General features: G+C 48.8%; 19 protein-coding genes. 17 read left to right on the top strand and 2 right to left on the bottom strand.

The window, feature by feature from the left end; translation table 11 throughout:
- Positions 1-11 precede the first annotated feature (11 nt).
- The gene (locus ACJROR_RS02975; protein WP_406545794.1) at positions 12-1775 is read right to left on the bottom strand and encodes an ATP-binding protein; all 1764 of its coding nucleotides are present in this window, start codon (positions 1773-1775) and stop codon (positions 12-14) included.
- A 140-nt stretch (positions 1776-1915) separates the two neighbouring features.
- A complete protein-coding gene (locus ACJROR_RS02970) occupies positions 1916-2944 on the bottom strand; it encodes a ParA family protein (protein WP_406545793.1) in 1029 nt (342 codons plus the stop codon).
- 585 nt (positions 2945-3529) lie between these two features.
- Here ACJROR_RS02970 and ACJROR_RS02965 point away from each other — a divergent pair.
- From ACJROR_RS02965 to ACJROR_RS02885, 17 genes are all read left to right on the top strand, one after another.
- Entirely contained in the window at positions 3530-4114 is a 585-nt protein-coding gene (locus ACJROR_RS02965; protein WP_406037962.1) for a TerD family protein, read from the top strand.
- A gap of 92 nt (positions 4115-4206) precedes the next feature.
- Complete coding sequence (locus ACJROR_RS02960; protein WP_406545792.1) at positions 4207-4806, top strand: TerD family protein; 600 nt, start codon at positions 4207-4209, stop codon at positions 4804-4806.
- A gap of 105 nt (positions 4807-4911) precedes the next feature.
- Entirely contained in the window at positions 4912-5913 is a 1002-nt protein-coding gene (locus tag ACJROR_RS02955; protein ID WP_406545791.1) for an ATP-grasp domain-containing protein, read from the top strand.
- 41 nt (positions 5914-5954) lie between these two features.
- A complete protein-coding gene (locus tag ACJROR_RS02950) occupies positions 5955-6719 on the top strand; it encodes a hypothetical protein (RefSeq protein ID WP_406545790.1) in 765 nt (254 codons plus the stop codon).
- Between the two features lie 78 nt (positions 6720-6797).
- Entirely contained in the window at positions 6798-7763 is a 966-nt protein-coding gene (locus ACJROR_RS02945; protein ID WP_406545789.1) for an HpcH/HpaI aldolase/citrate lyase family protein, read from the top strand.
- A 4-nt stretch (positions 7764-7767) separates the two neighbouring features.
- Complete coding sequence (locus ACJROR_RS02940; protein WP_406545788.1) at positions 7768-9015, top strand: phosphoribosyltransferase domain-containing protein; 1248 nt, start codon at positions 7768-7770, stop codon at positions 9013-9015.
- On the top strand, positions 8999-10060 hold the full coding sequence (locus tag ACJROR_RS02935) for a cysteine protease StiP family protein (RefSeq protein ID WP_406545787.1): 1062 nt from the start codon (positions 8999-9001) through the stop codon (positions 10058-10060). The genes ACJROR_RS02940 and ACJROR_RS02935 overlap by 17 nt, the downstream gene beginning before the upstream one ends.
- Before the next feature lie 237 nt (positions 10061-10297).
- Positions 10298-11110 (top strand): TerD family protein, encoded by an 813-nt coding sequence (locus ACJROR_RS02930; protein WP_406037932.1) that lies wholly within the window; start codon positions 10298-10300, stop codon positions 11108-11110.
- 11 nt (positions 11111-11121) lie between these two features.
- On the top strand, positions 11122-11823 hold the full coding sequence (locus ACJROR_RS02925; RefSeq protein ID WP_406545786.1) for an AIM24 family protein: 702 nt from the start codon (positions 11122-11124) through the stop codon (positions 11821-11823).
- 56 nt (positions 11824-11879) lie between these two features.
- On the top strand, positions 11880-12557 hold the full coding sequence (locus ACJROR_RS02920) for a TerD family protein (protein ID WP_406545785.1): 678 nt from the start codon (positions 11880-11882) through the stop codon (positions 12555-12557).
- Positions 12558-12730: 173 nt separating this feature from the next.
- Positions 12731-15016: a YceG family protein gene (locus ACJROR_RS02915; protein WP_406545784.1), complete on the top strand. Its 2286-nt coding sequence runs from the start codon at positions 12731-12733 to the stop codon at positions 15014-15016.
- Between the two features lie 11 nt (positions 15017-15027).
- Entirely contained in the window at positions 15028-16185 is a 1158-nt protein-coding gene (locus ACJROR_RS02910) for a toxic anion resistance protein (protein ID WP_406545783.1), read from the top strand.
- Positions 16186-16589: 404 nt separating this feature from the next.
- On the top strand, positions 16590-17810 hold the full coding sequence (locus ACJROR_RS02905) for a hypothetical protein (protein ID WP_406545782.1): 1221 nt from the start codon (positions 16590-16592) through the stop codon (positions 17808-17810).
- 66 nt (positions 17811-17876) lie between these two features.
- A complete protein-coding gene (locus tag ACJROR_RS02900; RefSeq protein ID WP_406545781.1) occupies positions 17877-19007 on the top strand; it encodes a hypothetical protein in 1131 nt (376 codons plus the stop codon).
- A gap of 90 nt (positions 19008-19097) precedes the next feature.
- Positions 19098-19745 (top strand): hypothetical protein, encoded by a 648-nt coding sequence (locus tag ACJROR_RS02895; protein ID WP_406545780.1) that lies wholly within the window; start codon positions 19098-19100, stop codon positions 19743-19745.
- A 407-nt stretch (positions 19746-20152) separates the two neighbouring features.
- Positions 20153-20401, top strand: coding sequence for a hypothetical protein (locus tag ACJROR_RS02890; protein WP_406545779.1), 249 nt, complete (start codon positions 20153-20155; stop codon positions 20399-20401).
- A 57-nt stretch (positions 20402-20458) separates the two neighbouring features.
- Positions 20459-21232 (top strand): hypothetical protein, encoded by a 774-nt coding sequence (locus tag ACJROR_RS02885; protein WP_406545778.1) that lies wholly within the window; start codon positions 20459-20461, stop codon positions 21230-21232.
- Positions 21233-21451: the final 219 nt, after the last annotated feature.

Genomic DNA, 21451 nt, shown 5'->3' with positions numbered 1-21451 from the left:
TGGAATTTCTCTTACTTCTTACAAGTCTTGTTAGAATCATCCGCATCATTAACAAGAACCCAATATGAAGTTTGCTGATTCGGAGAATCAGTAGTTATTAATCCCTTGACTCGTAAAGACGTTAAAAGCGTCGATGTTTTACTGTTCTTTTTCTTATCGTCAAGTACATCAGGCAATTTGTCCCAAAGCAGGTCGCGGATATCCTTTTTTTGTGCTTTCCCATATTTTTTTAAATATTGTATGATTAGGTCTTTATAATACTGATCATCAAACGCCTTGTTCTTTATATATGTCGCTTCCTCTTCTATTGTTTTCGACACCTCGGCCGATAGATACAAGCTGTTTGCCCGCCCTTCGACCAGATTATGCTTTCGCAGAAGTGCCAGGGCGTTTTTAGGAATATTCTGACCATGGCCTTTTTGTACCTGATCAAGCAGGAAAACCGTCTCCAAATCCAGTTCAGGATGCTCAAAAAGAATATAGGTATAACGGTCATCCAGGACTTTGCCATATACCTTCACAGAAACCTGATTTGCCGTTGTCAGATCGTAATCCGGCATAGGGAAGAACTTTTCCTTCTGGATACGGTAAACTTTCTTGATGCCGCTCGTCGCAGTATCAATCATATGGAATTTCACCATTGCATCCGCCAGAAGCTGATTCCTGTAAAAAGGTGGATTGTATGTCTTTTGCAGAACTGTCTCGACCTTCTGCGGAAGAAAATCCCCTGGATTTACAACACTGACGCAATCATTTTCTTCGTTGATATAGATACGCCCACCCAATAGATAGTTGGAATGCGCTATACAGTTGTTCATTAACTCACGCAAAAGCCAAGTATCGTATTGCTGGGTCTCTTTTGGAAACAGCGACAGCTGATTTGGCATATAGCGGTATGTGAGGTTACGGATTCTGGAGAATATTTTATTTGTGACTGTAAGGAACGGTATTCCAAAGATTTCGTAATCTTTTACAGTTCCATCCGCCTCAATAAGCCTCCACATCACACTCGGTGCACTTTCAAAAAGGTTATCATATTCAGCATTTCCAAGCAAAAGCATGGCCGCATTCGTAATTCTGCCATCCGACACGAGTTTCAGCTTCGTAAGAAATTCCTCATCCGTCAATCCATCCACTTCTTCTGAGATATGAATCTTATTCATCTTCTCTTTGTATTTTTCCCGGGCAAAAGCTACCGCATCTTTGTCGAGATGTGACATATTTGCCCCCGGAAGGATTTGCCTGGACCAGTCTCTACGCTGTTGATTTCGTATAGCATCAATCTTATACTGCTGCATCGGAACCAAACTCTCCCCGTTACGGGCATAGTATCTCGTTTTCCATTCTGTTGGTATTCCTGCAACGGCTGCAGGAATCTTAAACATCAAAACCCTTTTACGTTCGCCTTTATAAACGGGATAGAGTTCAATAATGTCAAGGAAAGTCATTCCATCGGTGGTCTCTCTGCTGATCTCATATTTGAATTTTTCCAACAGCGAAGGCGATCCCTGCTTGAATGAAGTACCAACAGGATATTTATCCTTCTGTTCGCTCACACCAAGAATTAACCAGCCATATTGCTGATTCTTTAAGTTAGCTTCATTACTTATGGCAGAGAAATACTGTCCTATCTTATCTTCGGAATATTGTCCTTTTGCTTCCTTAAATTCTACGATTTCATGTTCCCAGCGTTCCATAAGTTCAGAAAGCTGCTCATATAACTCCGCTTTCGCAGATGTTTTGTCATATTCAAAGGAGTGCATCGATTTAATCATTCCTTATTGTTTGATTCTGTTAGCCGGCACCATTATTTTTAAGCCTTCCGGCATTGCTTTTAGTTTTCTGGTTCCCAAAAACCGTCATCGATGACAGCATTGTACGGTAAGCACCTTCATGCCTGCAGGGCGATCTTGTTTTACCAAATCGAATTGTGAATGAACAAAAGTTCATTCTTAATCTTATCCACAGACTTGTTTACCACTGATTTTTCCCGGTTTATCACATTTGTTTCTCCGGGATTCAGGCACGGAATAGGTTTGGATTTTGCGGATGAGACTCTTCCTGAACCCAGAAAATCATCAAGTATCATTACATGATTATGGGGATCTGATGTTGAAAAGAGATTAATGTGTCTGGCTACTATACTGTAAATCTCATTCAGAAACATCTTGGTTTGTTTATTAGGCTTGTTCCGAGAACCTTCCCTGGTTGACCAGGCGCAGTGAGTAAGAATGACCATCTGTATTTTTGGCATATGCTTATCAGAAGGAAGATTCTTTAAAAAATCACTGTCAGGTGTTGTCAGCATGTTGATAAGCAGTTTAAATGAATTAACAGACTGCTGATCCGTTCTGACAGGAATAATGAGAGCATCAGCTGCATTCCATGCCAGCTGTGTTGCCCCGGCAAAAAACGGAGAAGTATCAATCAGACACTTGTCTGTTTTTGTAATTTGAGCCTCTTTGGCGAGTTCGGTTCTCAGTGAGTACAGAATACCGTCAAGCATGGTGTTTTGCATTGCGCCGGCAACAGTTCTGGCCTGAACCATTGCCGTAGAAATCTGATTCGGAAGTATGTACAAATCAGAGGACGATTTCACAAAGAAGCTGTTTTTATCGGCGAAGTATTCGTTGGTTGCTCCGATTTTCTGCGAAATATGAGTGGGGTGGGCAAATCCCGGCAATATGTACGGACGAATAAGGTCTGCGCTGTTTACGCCTCCGGTAAGAGCATAATTCGGATCGTAGAAATAAGATAAGTTACCCTGGGGGCATGTATCAGCTACCAGAATATTATCAGCCAGATATGAAAGATTGAAGGCGATTGATGTCTTCCCAATACCTCCTCTGAGATTTGTAATGGCGTAGGTTCTGAATTTTGGAAGTGAAAGCGGAGCGGCTTCGCCTGCGGCAATGAGCTCCTGTCTGTCTAGGATTGCTTGCATGTGAGTTTCCTTTTATAAACATTTGTTTTACAATTTTTGCATAATAAAGGAAAACAAGTAAGATTTTTTTGTTTTTGTTGCAACGTAACTCAAAAAATGCCCGGAAAGTTCCGATTTGGCAGTTTTACTATGTCTTTAGGATAAAGCGTGATGATGCGCCACGCTGAATTCTCATCAGTTCAGAGATCAACGCAATCAAGCTCCGCGTGATATCCGCTCTATTTAATCTCGTAATTCAGATACCACTGTGCCTCAGGCGGCCGGGGAGTGGCTTGTCCTCCTTGGTTTGATCCCGTGCTCCGAAATTGCCAAAAAGTATGATCTGCAAGGCAAAAATCGGCAAAAGTCCGGAAAAGTCTGACATCTCGCAAATTACCGTCTTTTTGCTCTGTATAATGAGTCTGATATTTGATCTGTCAAAACCCCTGTTCGTATTCGGATGCAGTCTTTGCAGGATTGTCTCCTGCTTTGCGGCTGAGGGGCGGGATCTGATTACCGGACGGCGCCGCATTTATGACCGGATTGTGATGAGCGGAACCGGTTTTTCCGGAAATGTGTTATGTTTTGCATTGCTAATGGAGTTTCATTATGCCTATTAATTTATCAAAAGGACAGAAGGTCAGCCTGACCAAGGACAACCCCGGTCTCAGCAAGATTCAGGTAGGTCTGGGCTGGGATGTGAATGCTTTCGATTCCGGCGTTGATTTTGACCTTGATGCTTCGGTGTTTCTGACTGACGCCAGCGGCAAGTGCGCTTCCGATTCCGACTTCATTTTCTACGGCAACCTCAAGGACAAGAGCGGCTCCGTGGTGCATCGCGGCGACAACCGCACCGGCGACGGCGAAGGCGATGACGAGCAGATCGACATTGAACTCGCCAAGGTGCCGGAAAACATTGCCAAGATCGCCTTTACCGTTACCATTTACGATGCCGACAAGAGAAAGCAGAATTTCGGTCAGGTATCCAAGGCCTACTGCCGCATCATTGATCAGGCCACCAATCAGGAGCTGGTGCGCTTCGATCTGGGCGAGGATTTCTCCATTGAAACCGCAGTGGTGGTAGGCGAGCTCTACCGCAACAACGGCGAATGGAAGTTCAACGCCATCGGGAGCGGCTTCCAGGGCGGCCTCGCAGCGCTCTGCGCTCATTATGGCATTGACGCCGCGTAGTATTGTTTTTTTAGTTACTGCCGGAAGGCCGCAGTTTGCCGGTTAACATCGGCTGCGGCCTTTTTTCAGAGAATTACACAGGGGATTACAGGATGTCGGTAAAGCTTCAGAAGGGACAGAAGGTAAGTCTGACCAAGACCAGTGACGGACTTTCAAAGATTATAGTGGGACTTGGCTGGGACGAGGCTGCCCAGGAGAAGAGCGGGGGATTTTTCTCATTCCTGAAGAGTCAGGCGGACATTGACTGCGATGCCAGCGCTTTCCTGCTCACCAATGGCAAGCTTGCGGACAGCAGCGATGTCGTGTACTTCGGCCATCTTGCTCATAAGAGCGGCGCGGTGCGGCATATGGGGGACAATCTCACCGGAGCCGGAGAGGGAGATGACGAGCAGATCACCATCGATCTTAATGCCGTTCCGGAGCAGTATGATCGCATTGTCTTCGTGGTTAATATTTTCCGGGCCGGAGAGCGGAAGCAGCATTTCGGCATGATTCGGAACGCCTTTATCCGTCTCGTTGACGCCCGGACGAACAGCGAGCTCTGCATTTACAATCTTACGGAGGATTATTCCGGAAAGACGGCGATGATCTTCGGAGAGGTATACCGTTACAACGGCGAATGGAAGTTTAACGCCATGGGGCAGGGTACCACGGACGGTTCAATTACCGAAATGTCCAGACGTTTTGCCTGACGGCATATTTTGCTATAACGGCGATGAGGCTTCTTAAGAGGCCTCATTGTATTTTTCAGCAGGACAAAAATTGCATAAAGAGAGTCACAGCCGCTGAGGAGCTTAATGATGACAAGGATCTGGTTTAATCACTGGTTCAGCACCGCCTACAATATCATGGGCATGATAAGGGAGGACAATCCGGACTCTTACATTATCGGCACAAATGAAAACCATCGTTCCGTGCTGGCGGCAAAGTGCGATGAATGGTATCAGGAGCCGGCTCTTAAGGGCGATGAGTATGCCGACTTCTGTCTCGCCTTCTGCCGGGATCATAAGGTAGATGTATTTATGCCCCGCCGGGAAATGCTGGCAGTAAGCAGAAGAAAAGCGGATTTTGCCGCTCTGGGGGTTAAGGTCATGGCGGATGATTATGAGACCATAGCCATGCTGAACCGCAAGGATCTGGCCTATCAGGAGCTTTCCCGGCGGGGGATAACCTCCGTTCCGGAATACCGCATTGTAACCACGGTGTCCGGGTTTGCGGAGGCCTATGATTATCTCAGGGAGCGTTACCGGGAGGTCTGCATCAAGTTTGTCCGGGACGAGGGCGGCAAGAGCTACCGGCTCATAGACAACACCCGCCGGGGCTATCAGGCGCTTTTTAAGAAGCAGAACACCAGAATGACCTATGACGCCATTTATGAGGCTCTTTCTGAGAAGGAGGAGTTTGCTCCCCTGATGGTGATGCCCAATCTGTCCGGAAACGAAGTCAGCGCGGACTGTCTTAAAACCTCCCGGGGCCTCATTATTCTGCCCCGCATCAAGGACAGCTCCCGCATCGAGCGGCTGTGCTTCCGGGAGGACATTATGGCAAAGATCCGGGAGGTGCTGGATGCTTTTCCTTTGGAATGCCCCTGCAACATTCAGTTTAAGTATCTGGATGACACCCTGTATTTTCTGGAGGTGAACACCAGAATGTCCGGCGGGGTGCAGCTGGCCTGTCTGGCCGGCGGGGTAAACCTTCCCGGTATCGCGGTGAATAAGCTTCTGGGCATTGACCGGGAATGGGAGATCCGCCGCGAGGAACGGTATGTGACCCATGCGGAGATCCCGGTGCTGCTTTAGGAGCGGCCGGAGACAATTACGGAGACAAGGACAGGTTTCTGATGCTGTTTTTTACGGATATCGACAATACCGTTATTTATTCGCACCGGCATCCGCATGAGGGGCCGGCAGTCTGGGTGGAAGCTATTAACGGCAAAAAACAGAGCTACGTTTCGGAGCGGGTTTTTCAGTTTTACTCTGCCAAAAACCCCTTCAGGACCGTGCCTCTTACCACCAGAGCTCTCCGGCAGTACTTGAGACTTTGGGATTCCTTTGCAGCCTTCGGCTGGGAGGACGCCCTTATTTATAACGGTGCCGTGCTCCTGAGAAACGGCACTGAGGATGCTGCCTGGACGCAGGAGTCTCTTGAGATCTCCCGGGAGGAACGGCGGGAGCTTATGAGAGTTCGGAGCGCTTTTGAGGGCGTGTTCGGGGCCCGGGATGTGGTGGCGGAGACTCCCTTCCTGTTTTATGTGAAAACGGATGCCGTGCCTGAGGTCATGGCCTGGTTCCTCCGGGAGGCGGATCCCGCTAAGATCCGGATCCTCCGGAATTCCCGCCGGGTATACTGCATTCCCGCCACCATGAGCAAAGGGGCGGCGGCAGAGAGGTACCGGCAGCGTTTCGGCTATGACGGCTTTATTGCCGCCGGAGACAGCGAATTTGATATCTCCATGCTGGAAAAAGCGGATATTGCCCTGTGTCCCGCGGGAATGTCCGGCTTTGCGGCCCGGGGCCGGAAGCTCGCGCTTTCCGGGGTGTTCGCCGACAGGATCTGCGATGAACTGGAAAAGCTTGCTGCAGAGTTTGCTTTGAATCCGGCATAAAGCCTTAAGAGAGGCCGCGTATTAACCTTAAAACCGCGGCAGAAGGAATGTGGAATTACTGAGGAATAAGTAACAGAAGTGATAGACAACATTAAAATGAAATACAGCGTGGGAGCTCTTTTGTATTCCCCCGCGCTGAACGCCAAGCTGGCCCGCGCCGTTATCAGAGGCGATCTGGGCTCCCGGTATTCTCTTGCGCTGTGTCTGGAGGACACCATTTCCGATGACATGGTGGCTGCCGCCGAAGCCCAGGCGGTTAATACCTTCCGGGAGCTCTGCGCGGCCCGGGAGGATCAGGATCTGTACCTGCCGAAGCTTTTTGTCCGGGTGCGGGAGCCCGGGCAAACCGTTCGGCTGTTTGCCGCTTTGGAGCCTTATCAGAGCATTCTTTCCGGGTTTGTTTTTCCGAAGTATTCTCTCTCCAATGCCGCCGCATACAATGCCGCCATGGCGGAAGTCAATGAGCGGGCCCGGAATCCGGTTCTCATGATGCCCATTCTGGAAAGCCCGGATATTATTGATTTCCGCTCCCGGCCGGAGGTGCTGGGATCTCTTAAGGATCATATTGACGCTGTCCGGGAGCTCACCCTCAATGTCCGAGTGGGAGGCAACGACTTTTCCAACGAATTCGCCGCCCGCCGGCATTATGATGAAACCATCTATGACATTCTTCCCATAAGTCAGCTGCTGGGGGATATCCTGACGGTGTTTTCCCGGGATTATGTGGTTTCCGGCCCGGTATGGGAATTCTTTTCCAGCGAAAACGACGAGTGGCGGGAGGGCATGCAAAGAGAGCTCCGCATGGATATCCTGAACGGCTTCATCGGAAAAACCGTGATTCATCCGAAGCAGATTCCCGTGGTAAATGAAATGCTTAAGGTCACCAGAAAGGACTATGAGGATGCCCGGGCAGTGCTCAGCTGGGACAAGAGCGGTCTTCAGGTGGGGAAGAGCTACGGCGGCGAGAGAATGAACGAGGTTCGGACAAATTGCAACTGGGCCCGGAAAATCCTCCTCCTCTCAGAAATCTACGGCATCAGGTGATGAAATGTTTGAACTTGATGATTTAATCAGAGTTGCCAAAAGGGAAAACAACTTCAGAAGAAAATACCTGTACGTGAATCCCCTGCAGGGCAAGCATATGCCGGTTTCTCCCGGAATTTCCCTGAAGCTTTTTTCCGGCCTCCGGGAAAAGCTTGCCGCCCGCTATCCCGGGGAGAGGCTTCTCGTTATCGGATTTGCCGAAACGGCCACGGCCATCGGTTCCTCCCTGGCCTATGGGGGCGCCAATGTCAGCCATTACATCAGCACCACCCGGGAGGATCTTTCCGGCGCGGCATATCTGGTCTTTGCGGAGGCCCACAGCCATGCCCCGGAGCAGCGGCTCTCCCTGAACGGCTTTGCCGGGGTTTTGGGAGATCCGGCCGGAGATAGCGGCGGAATTGACGCCGGAAATGACGGCGAAAAAAATGACGGAATGACTGACAAAAGAGTCGACAGAATCGTCTTTGCCGAGGATGAGGTAACCACCGGGAACACCATTATGAACCTCGTCCAGCTCATCAGGGAGAAATGGGGATCCGGATCTCCGGCTTTTGGCATTGCGTCCGTCCTGAACAGCATGACCGATGCCCGGCTTTCGGAGTTTGCGGCGCAGGGCGTGCCCTGCGACTACCTTTTTCGGATCCCTTTTGAGTACCGGATATCCTCTGTGGACAGCTATTCCTACGGGAGTCCGGAGAAGGCCGGGGATACGGAAGATCCGGCACCGAATGACAGAGGTGCCAAAAGCGACAGAGAGGACGCAACTCAGATTATCAGGCTGGGGAACTACCGGAATCCTCGGTTTCTGTCCTCGTCCGCAGATCTCAGATCCCGGACGGATCAGTTTGTTAAGGCCGCTTTGGAAAGACTCCCGGATCTGAAACCGGGGGCGGGCGTCCTTATTCTGGGCACGGAGGAGCTGATGTTTCCGGGGCTTCTTCTGGGGGCGGCCCTGGAACAGCGCCGGCCGGATCTCCGGGTAAGATTTCATGCCACCACCAGAAGTCCCATTGCCGTGTCCCGGGATGCGGATTATCCTTTGCATCGGCGCTGGGATCTTCCCGGCCTCTATGACCCCGGCAGAAGAACCTTTATTTACAATCTGGACAGCTATGATGAGGCGTTCATAGTCACCGATTCCTGCTTCTGGCAGCAGGGGCTGCCCTGCCTTGAGGCCGCCCTCAGGCAGGCCGGAAATTGGAGGATCACGCTGATACAGTGGGGGGATTTCAGATATGAAGAGCAGCTATGATCCTGATGATGTGACTTTGCTCCTTAAGGATATCACCGGTCTTACGGAGCCGCTTCCCGCGGAGATCCGCGAGGCCCGCATTCAGAAGGGAGCTCATTACTGCGAAATGCTGCCCCTGGAATATAAGCCCTCGGAGCAGTATCTTGCGGCCTACCGGAGCGCTCTTCAGCATTATGCGGAAAGCACCGCCCGGGCCACGGGATTTCTGGCGGAAAAGCTTTACCGCAAAAAGGGCCGGGATCTCGTCATCGTGTCCCTGGCCCGGGCCGGCATCCCCGTGGGAATTCTCATTAAGCGCTATTTAAACCGGAAATACGGCATTTCCTGCCCGCATTATGCGATTTCCATTATCAGGGGCCGGGGCATAGACCGGAATGCCGTGGATTACATTCTGAAGCGGCATGATCCGGCAGCCCTCCAGTTCATTGACGGCTGGATCGGGAAGGGGGCCATTCTGACCCAGCTCCGGGAGGCTCTTTCAGATTATCCGGAGCTGGATGCGGAGCTGGGGGTGATTTCCGATCCCGCCAGTCTCACCGAGCTCTGCGGCACTCATGAGGATATCCTCATTCCTTCCTCCTGCCTTAATGCCACGGTGACCGGACTTATCAGCAGAACCTTCCTGAGAAGCGATATCATAGGGCCGCAGGATTTTCATGGAGCGGCTTTTTACGACAATCTCCGGGGCGAGGATCTTTCCCGGGATTACTTAACAGAGATTGAGCGCTTTTTTGATTTCGGGGCCAGTCCCCCCGCGGCCGGCGGGGAGACCGGACGGCCGGGGCCGGAAACCGCAAGACTGATAGCAGAGGCCTACGGGGTTACGGATATTAACTTTATCAAGCCCGGTATCGGCGAGGCCACCCGGGTTCTGCTCCGGAGAATCCCCTGGAGGATCATCGTAAACCCGCGCTATGCGAGTTCTCCGGAGCTTCTTCATATCCGGGAGCTCGCCCGGGAAAAGAGTGTTCCCTGGGAGGACAGCCGGGTCGATTTGGGGAATTACAAGGTAGCAGGTATTATAAAGAAGCTTTCCGATATCTGAAGGCCGGAAAGCCGCCTTCAGGGAAAACCGCCGCTGAATTAAATAATGTCAGGCATCCGGAGATGACCTTATTATTTGTCACGGATCAGATTTTGAAGGCCTTCAGATAACACGTCTGAGAACATTTGATATTATTCATGAAACGGGCGCCCTGTGCCTGTTTTCTCTCTTCTCTGCAAGTTGCAGAATGGCTGCGGAATGACCGCAGCCTGATGAAAATCTTTGGGAGACTTTGCCATGAGCAATGCCAGGATTAATATTCCCGCAAGGACAACGCCGCCCTTTTCCAGATCAGACCTGAGTTCCCTGAATGCCAGGCATGCTCCGCCTCTGACCCGGAGCTCTGCCGGCAGCATTAATAAGGCTGCCGGATCTCAGGGGGCGGAGATGCCCCGGCGGGAGCCTCCCCCGGCGGCCGCCCCGGCCGCGCCTGCGGGCAGAGCTCCCGCCGGAAATCCTCATCCGGCGCCTCCGGCGGATATCAGGCTGCCCGTGTTTCAGCATCCCCTCAGAAAGGGTCAGAAAACGCCGCTGGATCCCAGCGGCCGGGTGCGGGGCATTAAGGCCTGCTTTGGCTGGAATATCCGGGACGGAAGATGCGATGTGGATGCCTCGGCCTTTCTGGTGCGGGACAACGGCCGGGTGCCGGGGGACGAATGGTTTGTCTTTTACGGCCAGCCCCGGAGTCCCGACGGCAGCGTGGAGCTTAAAGAGCCTTCCGGCGGCTCTGACCGCAAGCTCATCACGGCGGATCTCGGGAAGCTGAGTCCGGATATTCAGAGGATCGTGTTTGTGGTTACCATTCATGAGGCTCTGGAGCGGGGACTTAATTTCAGCATGCTCAAGGACACCTACGTCCGGCTCCTTGACGCCGCCACCGGTGAGGAAATCATGAGCTACTGTCTGGAAGAGTATTATCAGAATGTGACCTCCATGACCATAGGAGAGCTTTATCTTCATAACGGTCAGTGGAAATTCAATCCTGTGGGGAACGGTGTTAACCGGGATCTGGCAGGGCAGTGCGCTGTTTACGGCGTGGTAATCGGGTAAGGAGATCGGCCGTGCTGACTTTTGAGACATTGAATGAATTAACCCTGAAGGTGACCTGTACCGGCAACGACACCCTTTATGTCAAGGCCGGGGCTTTCATTGGCGGCGAAAGCGCCGGGGTGAATTATTCCTTCGAGAAGCTGCTTCTGGGGCCGGAGGGCGGCTTCGGCCAGGCTCTTATGGGCAGCATCATGAGAAGAATGGCCGGAGAAAACCTGCCGCTTATGAAGGTGACCATGAAGGGAGATTCGGTTACCTACTATGCCAATTACGGCCAGCATGTGGTGATCTACCGGCTGGAGCCCGGCGAGACGATTTCCGTGGAATCGGAAAACCTGCTGGCCTTTACCCCGGACTGTGACTATAAGGTGCGTTTCCTGGGGAAGGGCATATTTTCTCAGAAGGGACTTGCCACCTCCGCACTTACCGGCAACGGCAAGAATTGCTACGTGGCGGTGCTGTCTGACGGAAACCCGCTGGTGCTCAGCAATGTGGATACCGGCAATACCATCACCGCGGATCCCGATGCGGTGATCTGCTGGATCGGTCAGGGAAACTGCGATCCCAGCATCGAAACCGACGTCAGCTGGAAAAACATTATCGGCCAAGCCTCCGGAGAATCCTATTATTTCGCCTGGGATGACCGAAAGCGGGTTACCGTGATTGTGCAGCCCTCCGAAAGAAGCGGCGGCATCAGAGTGGCTGTGGATTAATGGCGGTAATGAGGGATCGCATTTACGGCAAATAACGGAAGAGGCAATTATCAGCTATGATCAATTTAAATAAGGGCAGCAGATTCAATCTTAAAAAATCCGATTCCGGATCCGGCGCCGGCGCTGGCATTGAGCGCTTCTGCGTGGGCTGCAAATGGGGGAATATCAAGCAGAAGAAGCTTTTCGGTTTTTTTGGATCCAAGGAGGAGGAGATCGATCTGGATCTCAGCTGCGTCATGTTCGATCGCGCCGGAAAGCTTCTGGACTGGATTTATTCTCCGGACTATCTGGATGATTTTCTGAGGCATTACGGCTACGGCCACGGCAAGCTGGTTTCCCGCTGCGGAGGCATCCGGCACAGCGGCGATGACCGGCAGGGCGGCAGCAGCGATGCCGACAATGAGGTTATCATTGTAAATACCGCAAAGCTCGATCCCGCCATCACCAGCATTGTGTTTTTTCTGAACTATGTGGATGACGGCAATAAGACCTGTGACTTTTCCCGGATCCCCTTTGCCTCCATCCGGCTCTTTGAAGGCGATCCTGACCGGGTGCAGCAGGTGCATGCCCTTTACAATGTGGCAGCGGATCCGGCCTTTGCCGGGAGAAAATCCATGGTGATGGGCAAGCTTACGCGTTATGGCCAGGGCTGGACCTTTGAAGCCATCGGGGAGGCGACTCCGGATAATAATCTCTGCGAAACCATGAACAGAATCAGAAAGGAGTATGTCTGATTCTGCCATAGCTTCTGCTTTGGCTCTTTCCGGCGGATTTTTCTGAAAACAGGAGAGCGGTGCTTTATAATGCCGGTAACTGCCGGGAATTATCGTCGCTCCCGGCCGGATTTTTGTCCGCAGGTTAGGATACCCGGACGGCATAAGCATGATCATCTGAAAAGGAGACAGTCGTGTTGTTTAAGCGCGCTGAAATATCAAAGCCTGAGGATTATTTCCTGGAACTTAGCAAACGCCGGGAAAGGAGCGGGTATTTCTGTCGCCTGAACGGGTACAGTCAGGGCATGCGGGATTTCATCAGGCGCTATTACGAGGCGGCCTCCGAAAGAGGGGTAATCATCGAAGGCAAGCTGAACAATCCCGACAGCAGCAATCTGGCCTACTATAATGAAATGATGGGCAGCGCCTTTCAGATGGACGTTAATTTCATTGACGCCAGTCTGGCCAAGTGGCTGCCCCGGATGACCGCGCAGCAGAGAAGCGTTATCTCCCAGGCGATTTTTCAGACTTTGGATGAACTCCGGAAGGCGGGCAAGAACGAGAATATGCTGAAAAACGCCTATATCAAGTTCATGTGCTGGTTTTACTACCGTTTTGAAAAGATTATCGCCTTCCTGGGGGCGGAGCAGCTTCCCAAAATTCTCTACGAGGGCAGCATCGGCAGTAACGAGCTTCTCTTTATGAATGTGCTGTTTCTGGCCGGATGCGATGTTTTGCTTCTTCAGTACGGCGGGGATGCCCGCTATCTTGAAATCGACCCCGCCTCGGAGCGTTCCCGGGAGCTTAAGATGCCCGATCTTGCCCCGTTCCCCGAGGGCTTCAGTCTCAAGGAGGTGCGGAAGGATATTCAGGATGCCCTGGTAACAGAGCGGCTTTACGGGAAAAAGCCGCGGTTTTCCGGGTGCGTTAATGCCTGGATTACCGGGCAGCCCCTGGAGGAGCTCCGCAAGGCTCCGGCCTCCCGGGGCAGCGAACCGGGCTTCTTCTATAGCTGTTTCCTGCGCATCAACGGCGTTGAGGATCGTTCCGCGTATCTTAATGATCTTTTTAAGCTGCATCAGGATCTGGCGCAGGAAAAGAGAAGGATTGTCGTGGTTAACGGCAAAATTCCCCTGCCGGCTCCCGATGACATCAATCAGATCCGGCATGGTTCCTACCGCAATGTAAGTCAGCTTATCAGGGATCTTTCCGGGAATCTCAGCTTTATTCCGGACGGGGATCTCCGGGATCTGGCCAATCGGGCCTTTACCGAAATTCTGCTGGAGGAGGCGGGATCCGTAAGTCAGGCAGAGCCCATGATTCTGAACCGGCTCACCACCAGAGCTGTTTATATGCTGTGCTGGCTCCGGATATACAGCCGGCAGCTTTTTTCCTCCTGGAAAATGCCGGAAATCGCCTGCTTCATTTTCATGGGCGGGGCCGGGAGCGCCAATGAAGCGGCTTTTCTGCGGCTCCTGGCCCGGATGCCCGCGGATGTGGTTATCCTCTGTCCGAACCTCAGCCGGAAATGCTGTTTGCAGGATCGGCTCCTTTACGAGATCAATTACGAGGATTCCCTGGAGGTTAATGAATTCCCCACGGAAAGCGGCGGCTTCCGGGCGGGCACGGCGGCCTACCATGCGGAACGGGATCTTGATAAGATGATGTACGAGGACACCGGGGTCTATCGCAGTCAGCAGTACGGCAAGGCGGCCACGGTGGTGCTCCAGACCATGTACGAGGAAATTGCGGTGCTCTGGGATCAGGAGCTTAAATACCGGCCTAATTTTACCGCTTCCGGGGATTCCGTCAGCATTCCGGTGATTTTTGCCAAGGTGGACGGGGTGAAGAACGGGGATACTGAGGCCTACTGGGAGGGCATTGCCAAAATGGTCACTCCGGATACCATGGTCGTCAAAAACATTCCGTGCATCGCTCCCGGCGCCACCAATCCCATTCGGAAGTTCGCGCCGGAGTTTTTCCGGAACGGCAAGCTGCAGAAGGCAAAAATCAAGGCTCATAAGGCTTACCGGTACGGCTTTCTCCGGGAGAATATGCAGGATTATCTGCTGGACAAGCTGGAGCTTCTTCTGGATCAGAAAATTATCAAGGGCACCTTTGAAAACGGCGCGGAGTATGTGATTATAGCCACGGTGCTGAATCTTGATCGGAAAATCATGCGGATGATCCAGCGCTTTGACTTTACCAAAAAGAATCCGAAGCTGATTTATATTGTTACCGGAGAGACCGTGCTGTCGCAGGAGGATGCCATAGTAGCCTCCTTCCTGAATCAGGTGGGCTTTGATGTGGTGTTCTTTGTGCCTACGGGCTATCAGTGCGTGGAGCAGCATCTCAGCCGGAGCCTTATCGACGAGCATCAGGCCGGGGAATACGTTTTTGATCTGCGGGTGCCTGATTTGAAGAAGCTGGCGGGAAACCGGAGCTTTTTCAGAACAGTGCTGGACTTTTTTTTTAAATAGGATAGTGAGATATGGGACTTGATTTTAGCAAGCCGGCCATGCCCCAGAGCGCTCCTCAGGCAACGGCGGAGCCGGAGCTTCTGGAAAGCGAGGCCGTGCAGAAATACGATATTGTGGCGGATCGGGAGCAGATGGGCCGGGAGCTTACTAACTCCCCAGAGATTGATGCCCTGGTGAGCACCATCGAGGTTAACAACATGGAATCAGTGGTTAATTTCGGAGCCGAGGCGGCCGAGGGAATTTCCAAGGCCTCCGATGCGGTGCTTAACAGCATGAGCATGGCCCAGCTTAACGAATCCAACCAGATGCTGGTGAATCTTACCAATATCATGAAGAAGTTTGATATTGAGGAATTCCGGCAGGATGACTACGGCTTCGGCATCTGGGGCAAGCTGTTCGGGGGGCTCAAGAAGAAGATCGAGCAGCTGCTGGCCAAGTACCACACCATGGGCGAAGAGGTGGACAAGATCTATGTGCAGCTAAAGCAGTACGAGTCGGAAATAAAGCAGGCCAACCGCAAGCTGGAACAAATGTTCGATGCCAACATCGACTATTATCACCAGCTGGTGCGTTACATTCTGGCCGGCGAGCAGGGAGTGCGGGAACTCGAAGCTTATATCGCCAAGCGGGAGAATGATCTCAAGGCTTCCGGGGATCAGACCATCCAGTTTGAAATCGAGGGGCTTAATCAGTGTCTCATGCTTCTGGAGCAGCGGGTGCAGGATCTCCGCATGGCTGAGAGCGTGGCCATGCAGTCCATTCCCATGATCAAGACCACAGCCTTCAGCAATATGAACCTGATCAGAAAAATCAATTCCGCCTTTGTGGTAACCCTGCCGGTGTTCAAGCAGAGCATTGCCCAGGCCATGATGCTGAAAAGGCAGCGTCTCCATGCCGAATCCATGGCGGCTCTGGATGAAAAGACCAACGAGCTCCTCATCAAGAATGCCAAAAATTCGGTGGAGCAGTCCAAGATGACCGCCCGGCTGGCTTCCGGAAGCTCCATTAAGATTGAGACCCTGGAGAAGACCTGGCAAACCATCGTAAGCGGCATTGATGAAACCAGAAACATCCAGGAAAGCGCCCGGAAGAAGAGAGCAGAGGATGCCAAGCGTCTGGAAACCATCAAGCAGGAATTCCAGAAGAAGTTTCACATCCCGGAAAAGTAGACCTTAAAACCTGCCCCTGTTCTTGGCAGGGGCCTCAAGGAAGCCTCGGACGATAATCCGGGGCTTTGCTTTTCTCCGGCCCCGGAACACTGTTTTCATCTTAACTGCTCTCTTCGCATTATTTTTTCCGCTGTTATGTCGGATTTTTCGTTATCATGCCATGTCAATTTCCCGTGCTCCGGTCTCTTTTTGTTTCCCGCGGTGAAATTGTTTACACATTGCACTATCATAAAGTTATTGGCTTTTTCCGCACATAATTGGATTTTTGCGGAGCCCATGTCACAAGGCGTTGACAGGGTTTTCTAAAAATAGTGTACTTATCCAAGCATACGACTTTTTTATCCTGTTTTACACCAAAATTCAGTTTTTACACCACAAAATGCACCAAAGGGGAATAACCAAAGATGAAAGCCGACAACAAGACCATGAAGGCAAGTATTGACGTTAAGCATCTAGATCCCGTTTTTTATCTACGGGGTACTGAGCAAGTGATCGATCCTGTAATCAAAGGATTAAAGACCGAAGTCAAGATCACCAAAACCGGGGCTTTTGTGTATCTCAAAAGTGAGATGCAGATTATCAAACTTGATAAGCGTAAGACGATCCGGATCGTATGGTGGAACGGAAAGCATGATTTGCCGCTATCATCAAAGGAATTGTTACAGGTTAAGATTAAGGCTGATCAGTGGTATTCAGACAACAAGACGGCATCAGACTACAAACTGATTTATTTGTCTGAACTTCTGGACGGATACATAAGGGAATCGAGCATTACAGAGGGCACTAGAAAAGGCCGTGAGTATTGTCTTATCCCGATAAAGGATAAGTTATCAAAGATCGAAGTAAACGACATAACAAGCGATGTGTTACTGAGCTTGCAAGATGATTTATTGTCATTTGAAAAATGGGGTAATGACAGCAAAAAGAACGCATTGGCGAGGTTATCACAGTTTATGGCTTATGCTTTCAAGATAACCAGAAACAAAAATATTTCAGTGGCGTTAACTGAATTTAACTTGCTAAAGGAAAAGATCAAGAAAGGATCCGGACATTTTAGGACATTGGAAAGCACGAATAACGCAATGTTGAGATCTGAGCTTGTAAAGTCAATTCAGAGGATCTTAACGTCCAAGACAAAATACAAAAATACTTTTTTGATGTTTTTGTATATCCCTATGCGGCTTGCAGAAGTGTTAAGCATTACGGGAGGCAATGTTACACAGGAAAATATCTTTTTCCCAAGAACCAAAACCATAAAGGAATCACAGGGCGGGTTTAACGTTCCGATCAATGAGACTGTTTACAAGATTATTACTGAAAACATACCACCAGAGGGAAAGGAACGAAGAATTTTTTCAAAAGTTTTTGCCAAGTTAACCGGCTTCACGGTACACGGCATCAGATCGATCTTTTCCGACTACATGACCAGGGAGGGTTTTCAATGGAATCTGATAGAATCCTGTTTAAGCCATAAGACAAGTAATGCCGTTGCAGAGTGCTATCACAGAGACCAAAAAAACTATTTTTATGAGCAGCGAAAGCCGTTAATGTTCCATTGGTATGAATTTATCAGCGGTTGCATTGAGGAGGCCAAAAGGCTAAATCAGGAAGGGGCAAAGGGGTAAAATAAAGCCCTTGCGAACGCAAGGGCCGAAAGGGTTTTAAGCGAAATTTGCGGAGGTAATTATAACATGGCGGTAACAAATAGGAAAGAAAAACAAAATGCCCGTTTGATGCAATTTTGGAAAGCAAGTTCAAAATTCGGATTATCAGCGGAAGCGCAGCAAATAGCGGGGTACATAGGCATTCATGAAGATGAAAAGGAAGAATTTTTTGAAGATGAAATCAGACGTACAACAGGATTAAGCACAGCAAAAATTAGAGATGCTTTAGACTACCTAGAAGCCGTTAATGCTATAGAACGTGACAGGGCTCGTTACGGGAAAAATTGGGGCGGTTACTTCATAAAATTCAATTTTGATTTTGAAACATGGAAACATGAACAACCTAAAAAGAAACGATTGAAATCAAACGGTAGAAATGAAACGTTTGAAATGAAACGTTTGAATCAAACGGCAGAAATGAAACGTCTGAAAAACGCCGCACATATTAATACAGTTACTACAGATAATATGGTCACTACAGACAATATAGAGAATAGGGATAATGATCTCAATAAACATAAAAGAGAGAGGGAAACGGGCGGGCAAGCCGCCCTCGCCACCTCACTTGTCAGATCTTTTATTGACTATCAAAAGCCTTTTTTGGCGAATGAATATTCCGAGAGTGAAGAGCTTGAACCGGAGGAAAAACCGAAGGGAAAGCGGCAAGGGAAACAGAACACAAACAAGACTTTTGTTAAACCTACTCATGAACAACTAACCGCAAAAATAGAGAAAGAAATAAACCAAAAAGGCTTTTCCGATAGATGGACACATTACCAGGTTGACGAAACGGCAACACGCATATTTGCCTATTATGAAATGAACGGTTGGACGGTAGGCAAGAACAAAACCCCCATGAAGTCATGGGAGTATGCGGTTGTATCGTGGCTAAGCAGAAACAACTATTTGCCGGAAATGCAGGATATTGGCACAACAAATCAGCAGCAGGGCCAGAGCTTTAAACAGGCGCAGCGGGAGAAGCTACAAACAGATCCGGCGAGCATAGCTATTGAAAGACTAGTCAAAATGGTTGCAGAAGGAACAGCAACAATAGAGAGCTTGGGGATAACAAACCCCGAAACCGTAAGGAAAATTCGTGAAGGCGCTGAAAGAATGAGGGGATATAACAGCAATTTATCAGCAATTGCACAGAACTAGGCGATATGAAGCGAAAGAGGCCGGGGTAATGTTAGAACATTACCCGCTATAACAAAATGCAATGGCAGCGAAATTTGACAGGGTTTAGCGATGAGTGCAAATACGGATCGTACGGATTGGCTAGCATTTTGCCTATTTGTAAAAAGTGTTAAAGGTGTCAGATACTATTTAGGTGAAGAAGGTGTTAAACAATATCTTAAAGGAATGGAGGAGAATTTAGGAATAGAAGAAGGAACGTTATTTCATCTTAAAAACAGGGACAAGTTTATCGAATATATAAAATTTTGTAGTAATTGGGCTAACAAAAAATATCTAAATCATATTCAAAGTGAGCTTGATCTTATTACAGTGACAAAAGTTGCAAAACAATTACAATTTGACTCAAGAACGATAAAAAATAAATTCCACAATGATGTGATAAAAATACGTGGTAGAGATTACCTTAAACGAAAAATACTGTATCCTTTCATATCAAAAAATACTCATAAATACATAAACGGAAAAAAATCACCATGTAAATATGACAGATTGCCGGAATATTTGACAATAAACGATTGTGCCAAAATGAAAGGGTTAGAAAACGGGCGGCAGTTCAGACGTAGTTATGTTAATAAATACATTAAAAAAGATCACAAAGTGTTAGATGGTGTGGAAGTTCTGAAAATCGGATCAACCGTAAGGATTGAGAAAGCATCTTTTGAGTTATGGATAAAATCGGAAGGTGAAAAAGCGACATGAGTTTATTTTAGAGATTGTGAAACAAGTTCTATAAACCACCAGGGAGCTAATGATAGCTCCCTTTTTTTGTGCTTAATTGCCGCAACGTCATACACTACAGATCTCCCCGCATCTCCCCGTACTTTTCCAAAATAACGGTTGACCATAAGGCCGTAAAGGCGGCTGATAGCGTTATATCCAAGGCTTTAAATGTGACATAACCCGCATTTTCCGCACAAGGTTGTAAAAAGCACTTGCAACGAAAAAACCTTAAATTTTTGTCAATTTTTCCACAACGGGGAGATCAATTTTTCAAAATTCAATTTACCCCGTAATGGAAAAAATGACATAGGGTCGTTTTGCTATCATGAGCCCTGTAAACGAAATCCGGGCAGAGCCGGAAAGGAATTTAAGAGGATTTTAACATCATGACAGAAAGCAAGGAAGAATCACGGCAAAACAAGAAGCCGGAAACGAAGCAGGACATTGATCCGATCAGAGCGGATTTACTGAACAACGCCCAGATGGCGGCTATTTTGGGGATCCGTGTTGATACTGTTACCAGGAAGATTAAGCAAGGGCAGATCCCTAAACATAACGTGGTCATTAACCAGAGGTTGAAGTTTTGGAGCCGTGACTTCATTAAAGGTTTTCTCAATTTGGAGGTAAGCAGGTAGCAAATATTCAGTTTGTTTCAAGATTATTGTAATTTAATAAATTCAGAGGGTTTAAAAGTGCTAGACAACGAAATTCAGGACATTATGAGCCATTATCAAACAGGGGAAGCATACAGAGGTGTTACCCCGGTAGTTTCGGCTGTATTTGATCAGTTTATCAAAGACGTGAGACAATACCCCGCCGATGTTATCCATCAGGCGATTGAAGATGCAAGACTTGACTCGCCAACAGTGTATTTTTGCCCGGCCCTTGTTTTAGATAAAATCAGAACCTTAATGGAACTGCGCCCCGACTACAACCCAAATCAGCAATGGGCATTAGTGGAAAAATACATCATCAAGCATGGAGAGGATAACACGCTATACAAACGGAAAATCCTTTTCAAAAACATGATTACAAACCTTGTTATTAAAAACATGGGCGGCCAAGATTTTATCTGTCAAAGTGCCAACGAGAAAAACGACCTAGATCAGCAGCGGCGGTTTATAGACGAGTTCAGAAAAATGAAACTGCCTTGTATTCAAGCAGATCGACAAGACGAGCATTTATGCAAGAAATTGCTAAAGTACGATCCCGCACATCATACACTGATATATGTTGATAGCGACAACAGTTATCAAATAACACATGAGGACGCAGATAACGCAATATATGCGGCTTTGTATTATGGGAACTTTACATTAGCAATATCTCCCCAACAAGTTAAACAGTTGTCATATAACGATTACAAAGAACAATATCGCCAACAAAGATTGACACAAGATCCAGAGCGTAAAGTAAATTTTGATTTTATTGACAGCGAACTTGAAAAATTGCGTAATAAACTATAATCATTTATAAAATACGCATAGTATCACTATGAATATCTGACATATTAGATTTGGCGTTTAAGAAAAACCGGGTTTTTAATCCCCGGTTTTTGTTGTTATGAATAAGATAACTAAAAAAGTTAATTTGCCATGAGTTTTCAGCAATTGAGAATTATGCTGCCGGGGAGCTTCCGGGAATCTGCCGGCGCTGGCCCGCATTTACCATGCAAAACTCAAAAC

The organism is Succinimonas sp. (assembly GCF_045225735.1).
In the GTDB taxonomy this organism is placed as follows: domain Bacteria; phylum Pseudomonadota; class Gammaproteobacteria; order Enterobacterales; family Succinivibrionaceae; genus Succinimonas.
The sequence above is the reverse complement of the archived record's forward strand: the minus strand, read 5'-3'. Positions and strand labels throughout refer to the sequence as shown.

Coding starts and splice junctions, on each gene's coding strand:
- ACJROR_RS02935 (WP_406545787.1), top strand. CDS start 8,999: ATGAAGAGCAGCTATGATCCTGATGATGTGACTTTGCTCCTTAAGGAT.
- ACJROR_RS02910 (WP_406545783.1), top strand. CDS start 15,028: ATGGGACTTGATTTTAGCAAGCCGGCCATGCCCCAGAGCGCTCCTCAG.
- ACJROR_RS02920 (WP_406545785.1), top strand. CDS start 11,880: ATGATCAATTTAAATAAGGGCAGCAGATTCAATCTTAAAAAATCCGAT.
- ACJROR_RS02970 (WP_406545793.1), bottom strand. CDS start 2,944: ATGCAAGCAATCCTAGACAGACAGGAGCTCATTGCCGCAGGCGAAGCC.
- ACJROR_RS02975 (WP_406545794.1), bottom strand. CDS start 1,775: ATGATTAAATCGATGCACTCCTTTGAATATGACAAAACATCTGCGAAA.
- ACJROR_RS02900 (WP_406545781.1), top strand. CDS start 17,877: ATGGCGGTAACAAATAGGAAAGAAAAACAAAATGCCCGTTTGATGCAA.
- ACJROR_RS02960 (WP_406545792.1), top strand. CDS start 4,207: ATGTCGGTAAAGCTTCAGAAGGGACAGAAGGTAAGTCTGACCAAGACC.
- ACJROR_RS02950 (WP_406545790.1), top strand. CDS start 5,955: ATGCTGTTTTTTACGGATATCGACAATACCGTTATTTATTCGCACCGG.
- ACJROR_RS02905 (WP_406545782.1), top strand. CDS start 16,590: ATGAAAGCCGACAACAAGACCATGAAGGCAAGTATTGACGTTAAGCAT.
- ACJROR_RS02930 (WP_406037932.1), top strand. CDS start 10,298: ATGAGCAATGCCAGGATTAATATTCCCGCAAGGACAACGCCGCCCTTT.
- ACJROR_RS02955 (WP_406545791.1), top strand. CDS start 4,912: ATGATGACAAGGATCTGGTTTAATCACTGGTTCAGCACCGCCTACAAT.
- ACJROR_RS02940 (WP_406545788.1), top strand. CDS start 7,768: ATGTTTGAACTTGATGATTTAATCAGAGTTGCCAAAAGGGAAAACAAC.
- ACJROR_RS02895 (WP_406545780.1), top strand. CDS start 19,098: ATGAGTGCAAATACGGATCGTACGGATTGGCTAGCATTTTGCCTATTT.
- ACJROR_RS02890 (WP_406545779.1), top strand. CDS start 20,153: ATGACAGAAAGCAAGGAAGAATCACGGCAAAACAAGAAGCCGGAAACG.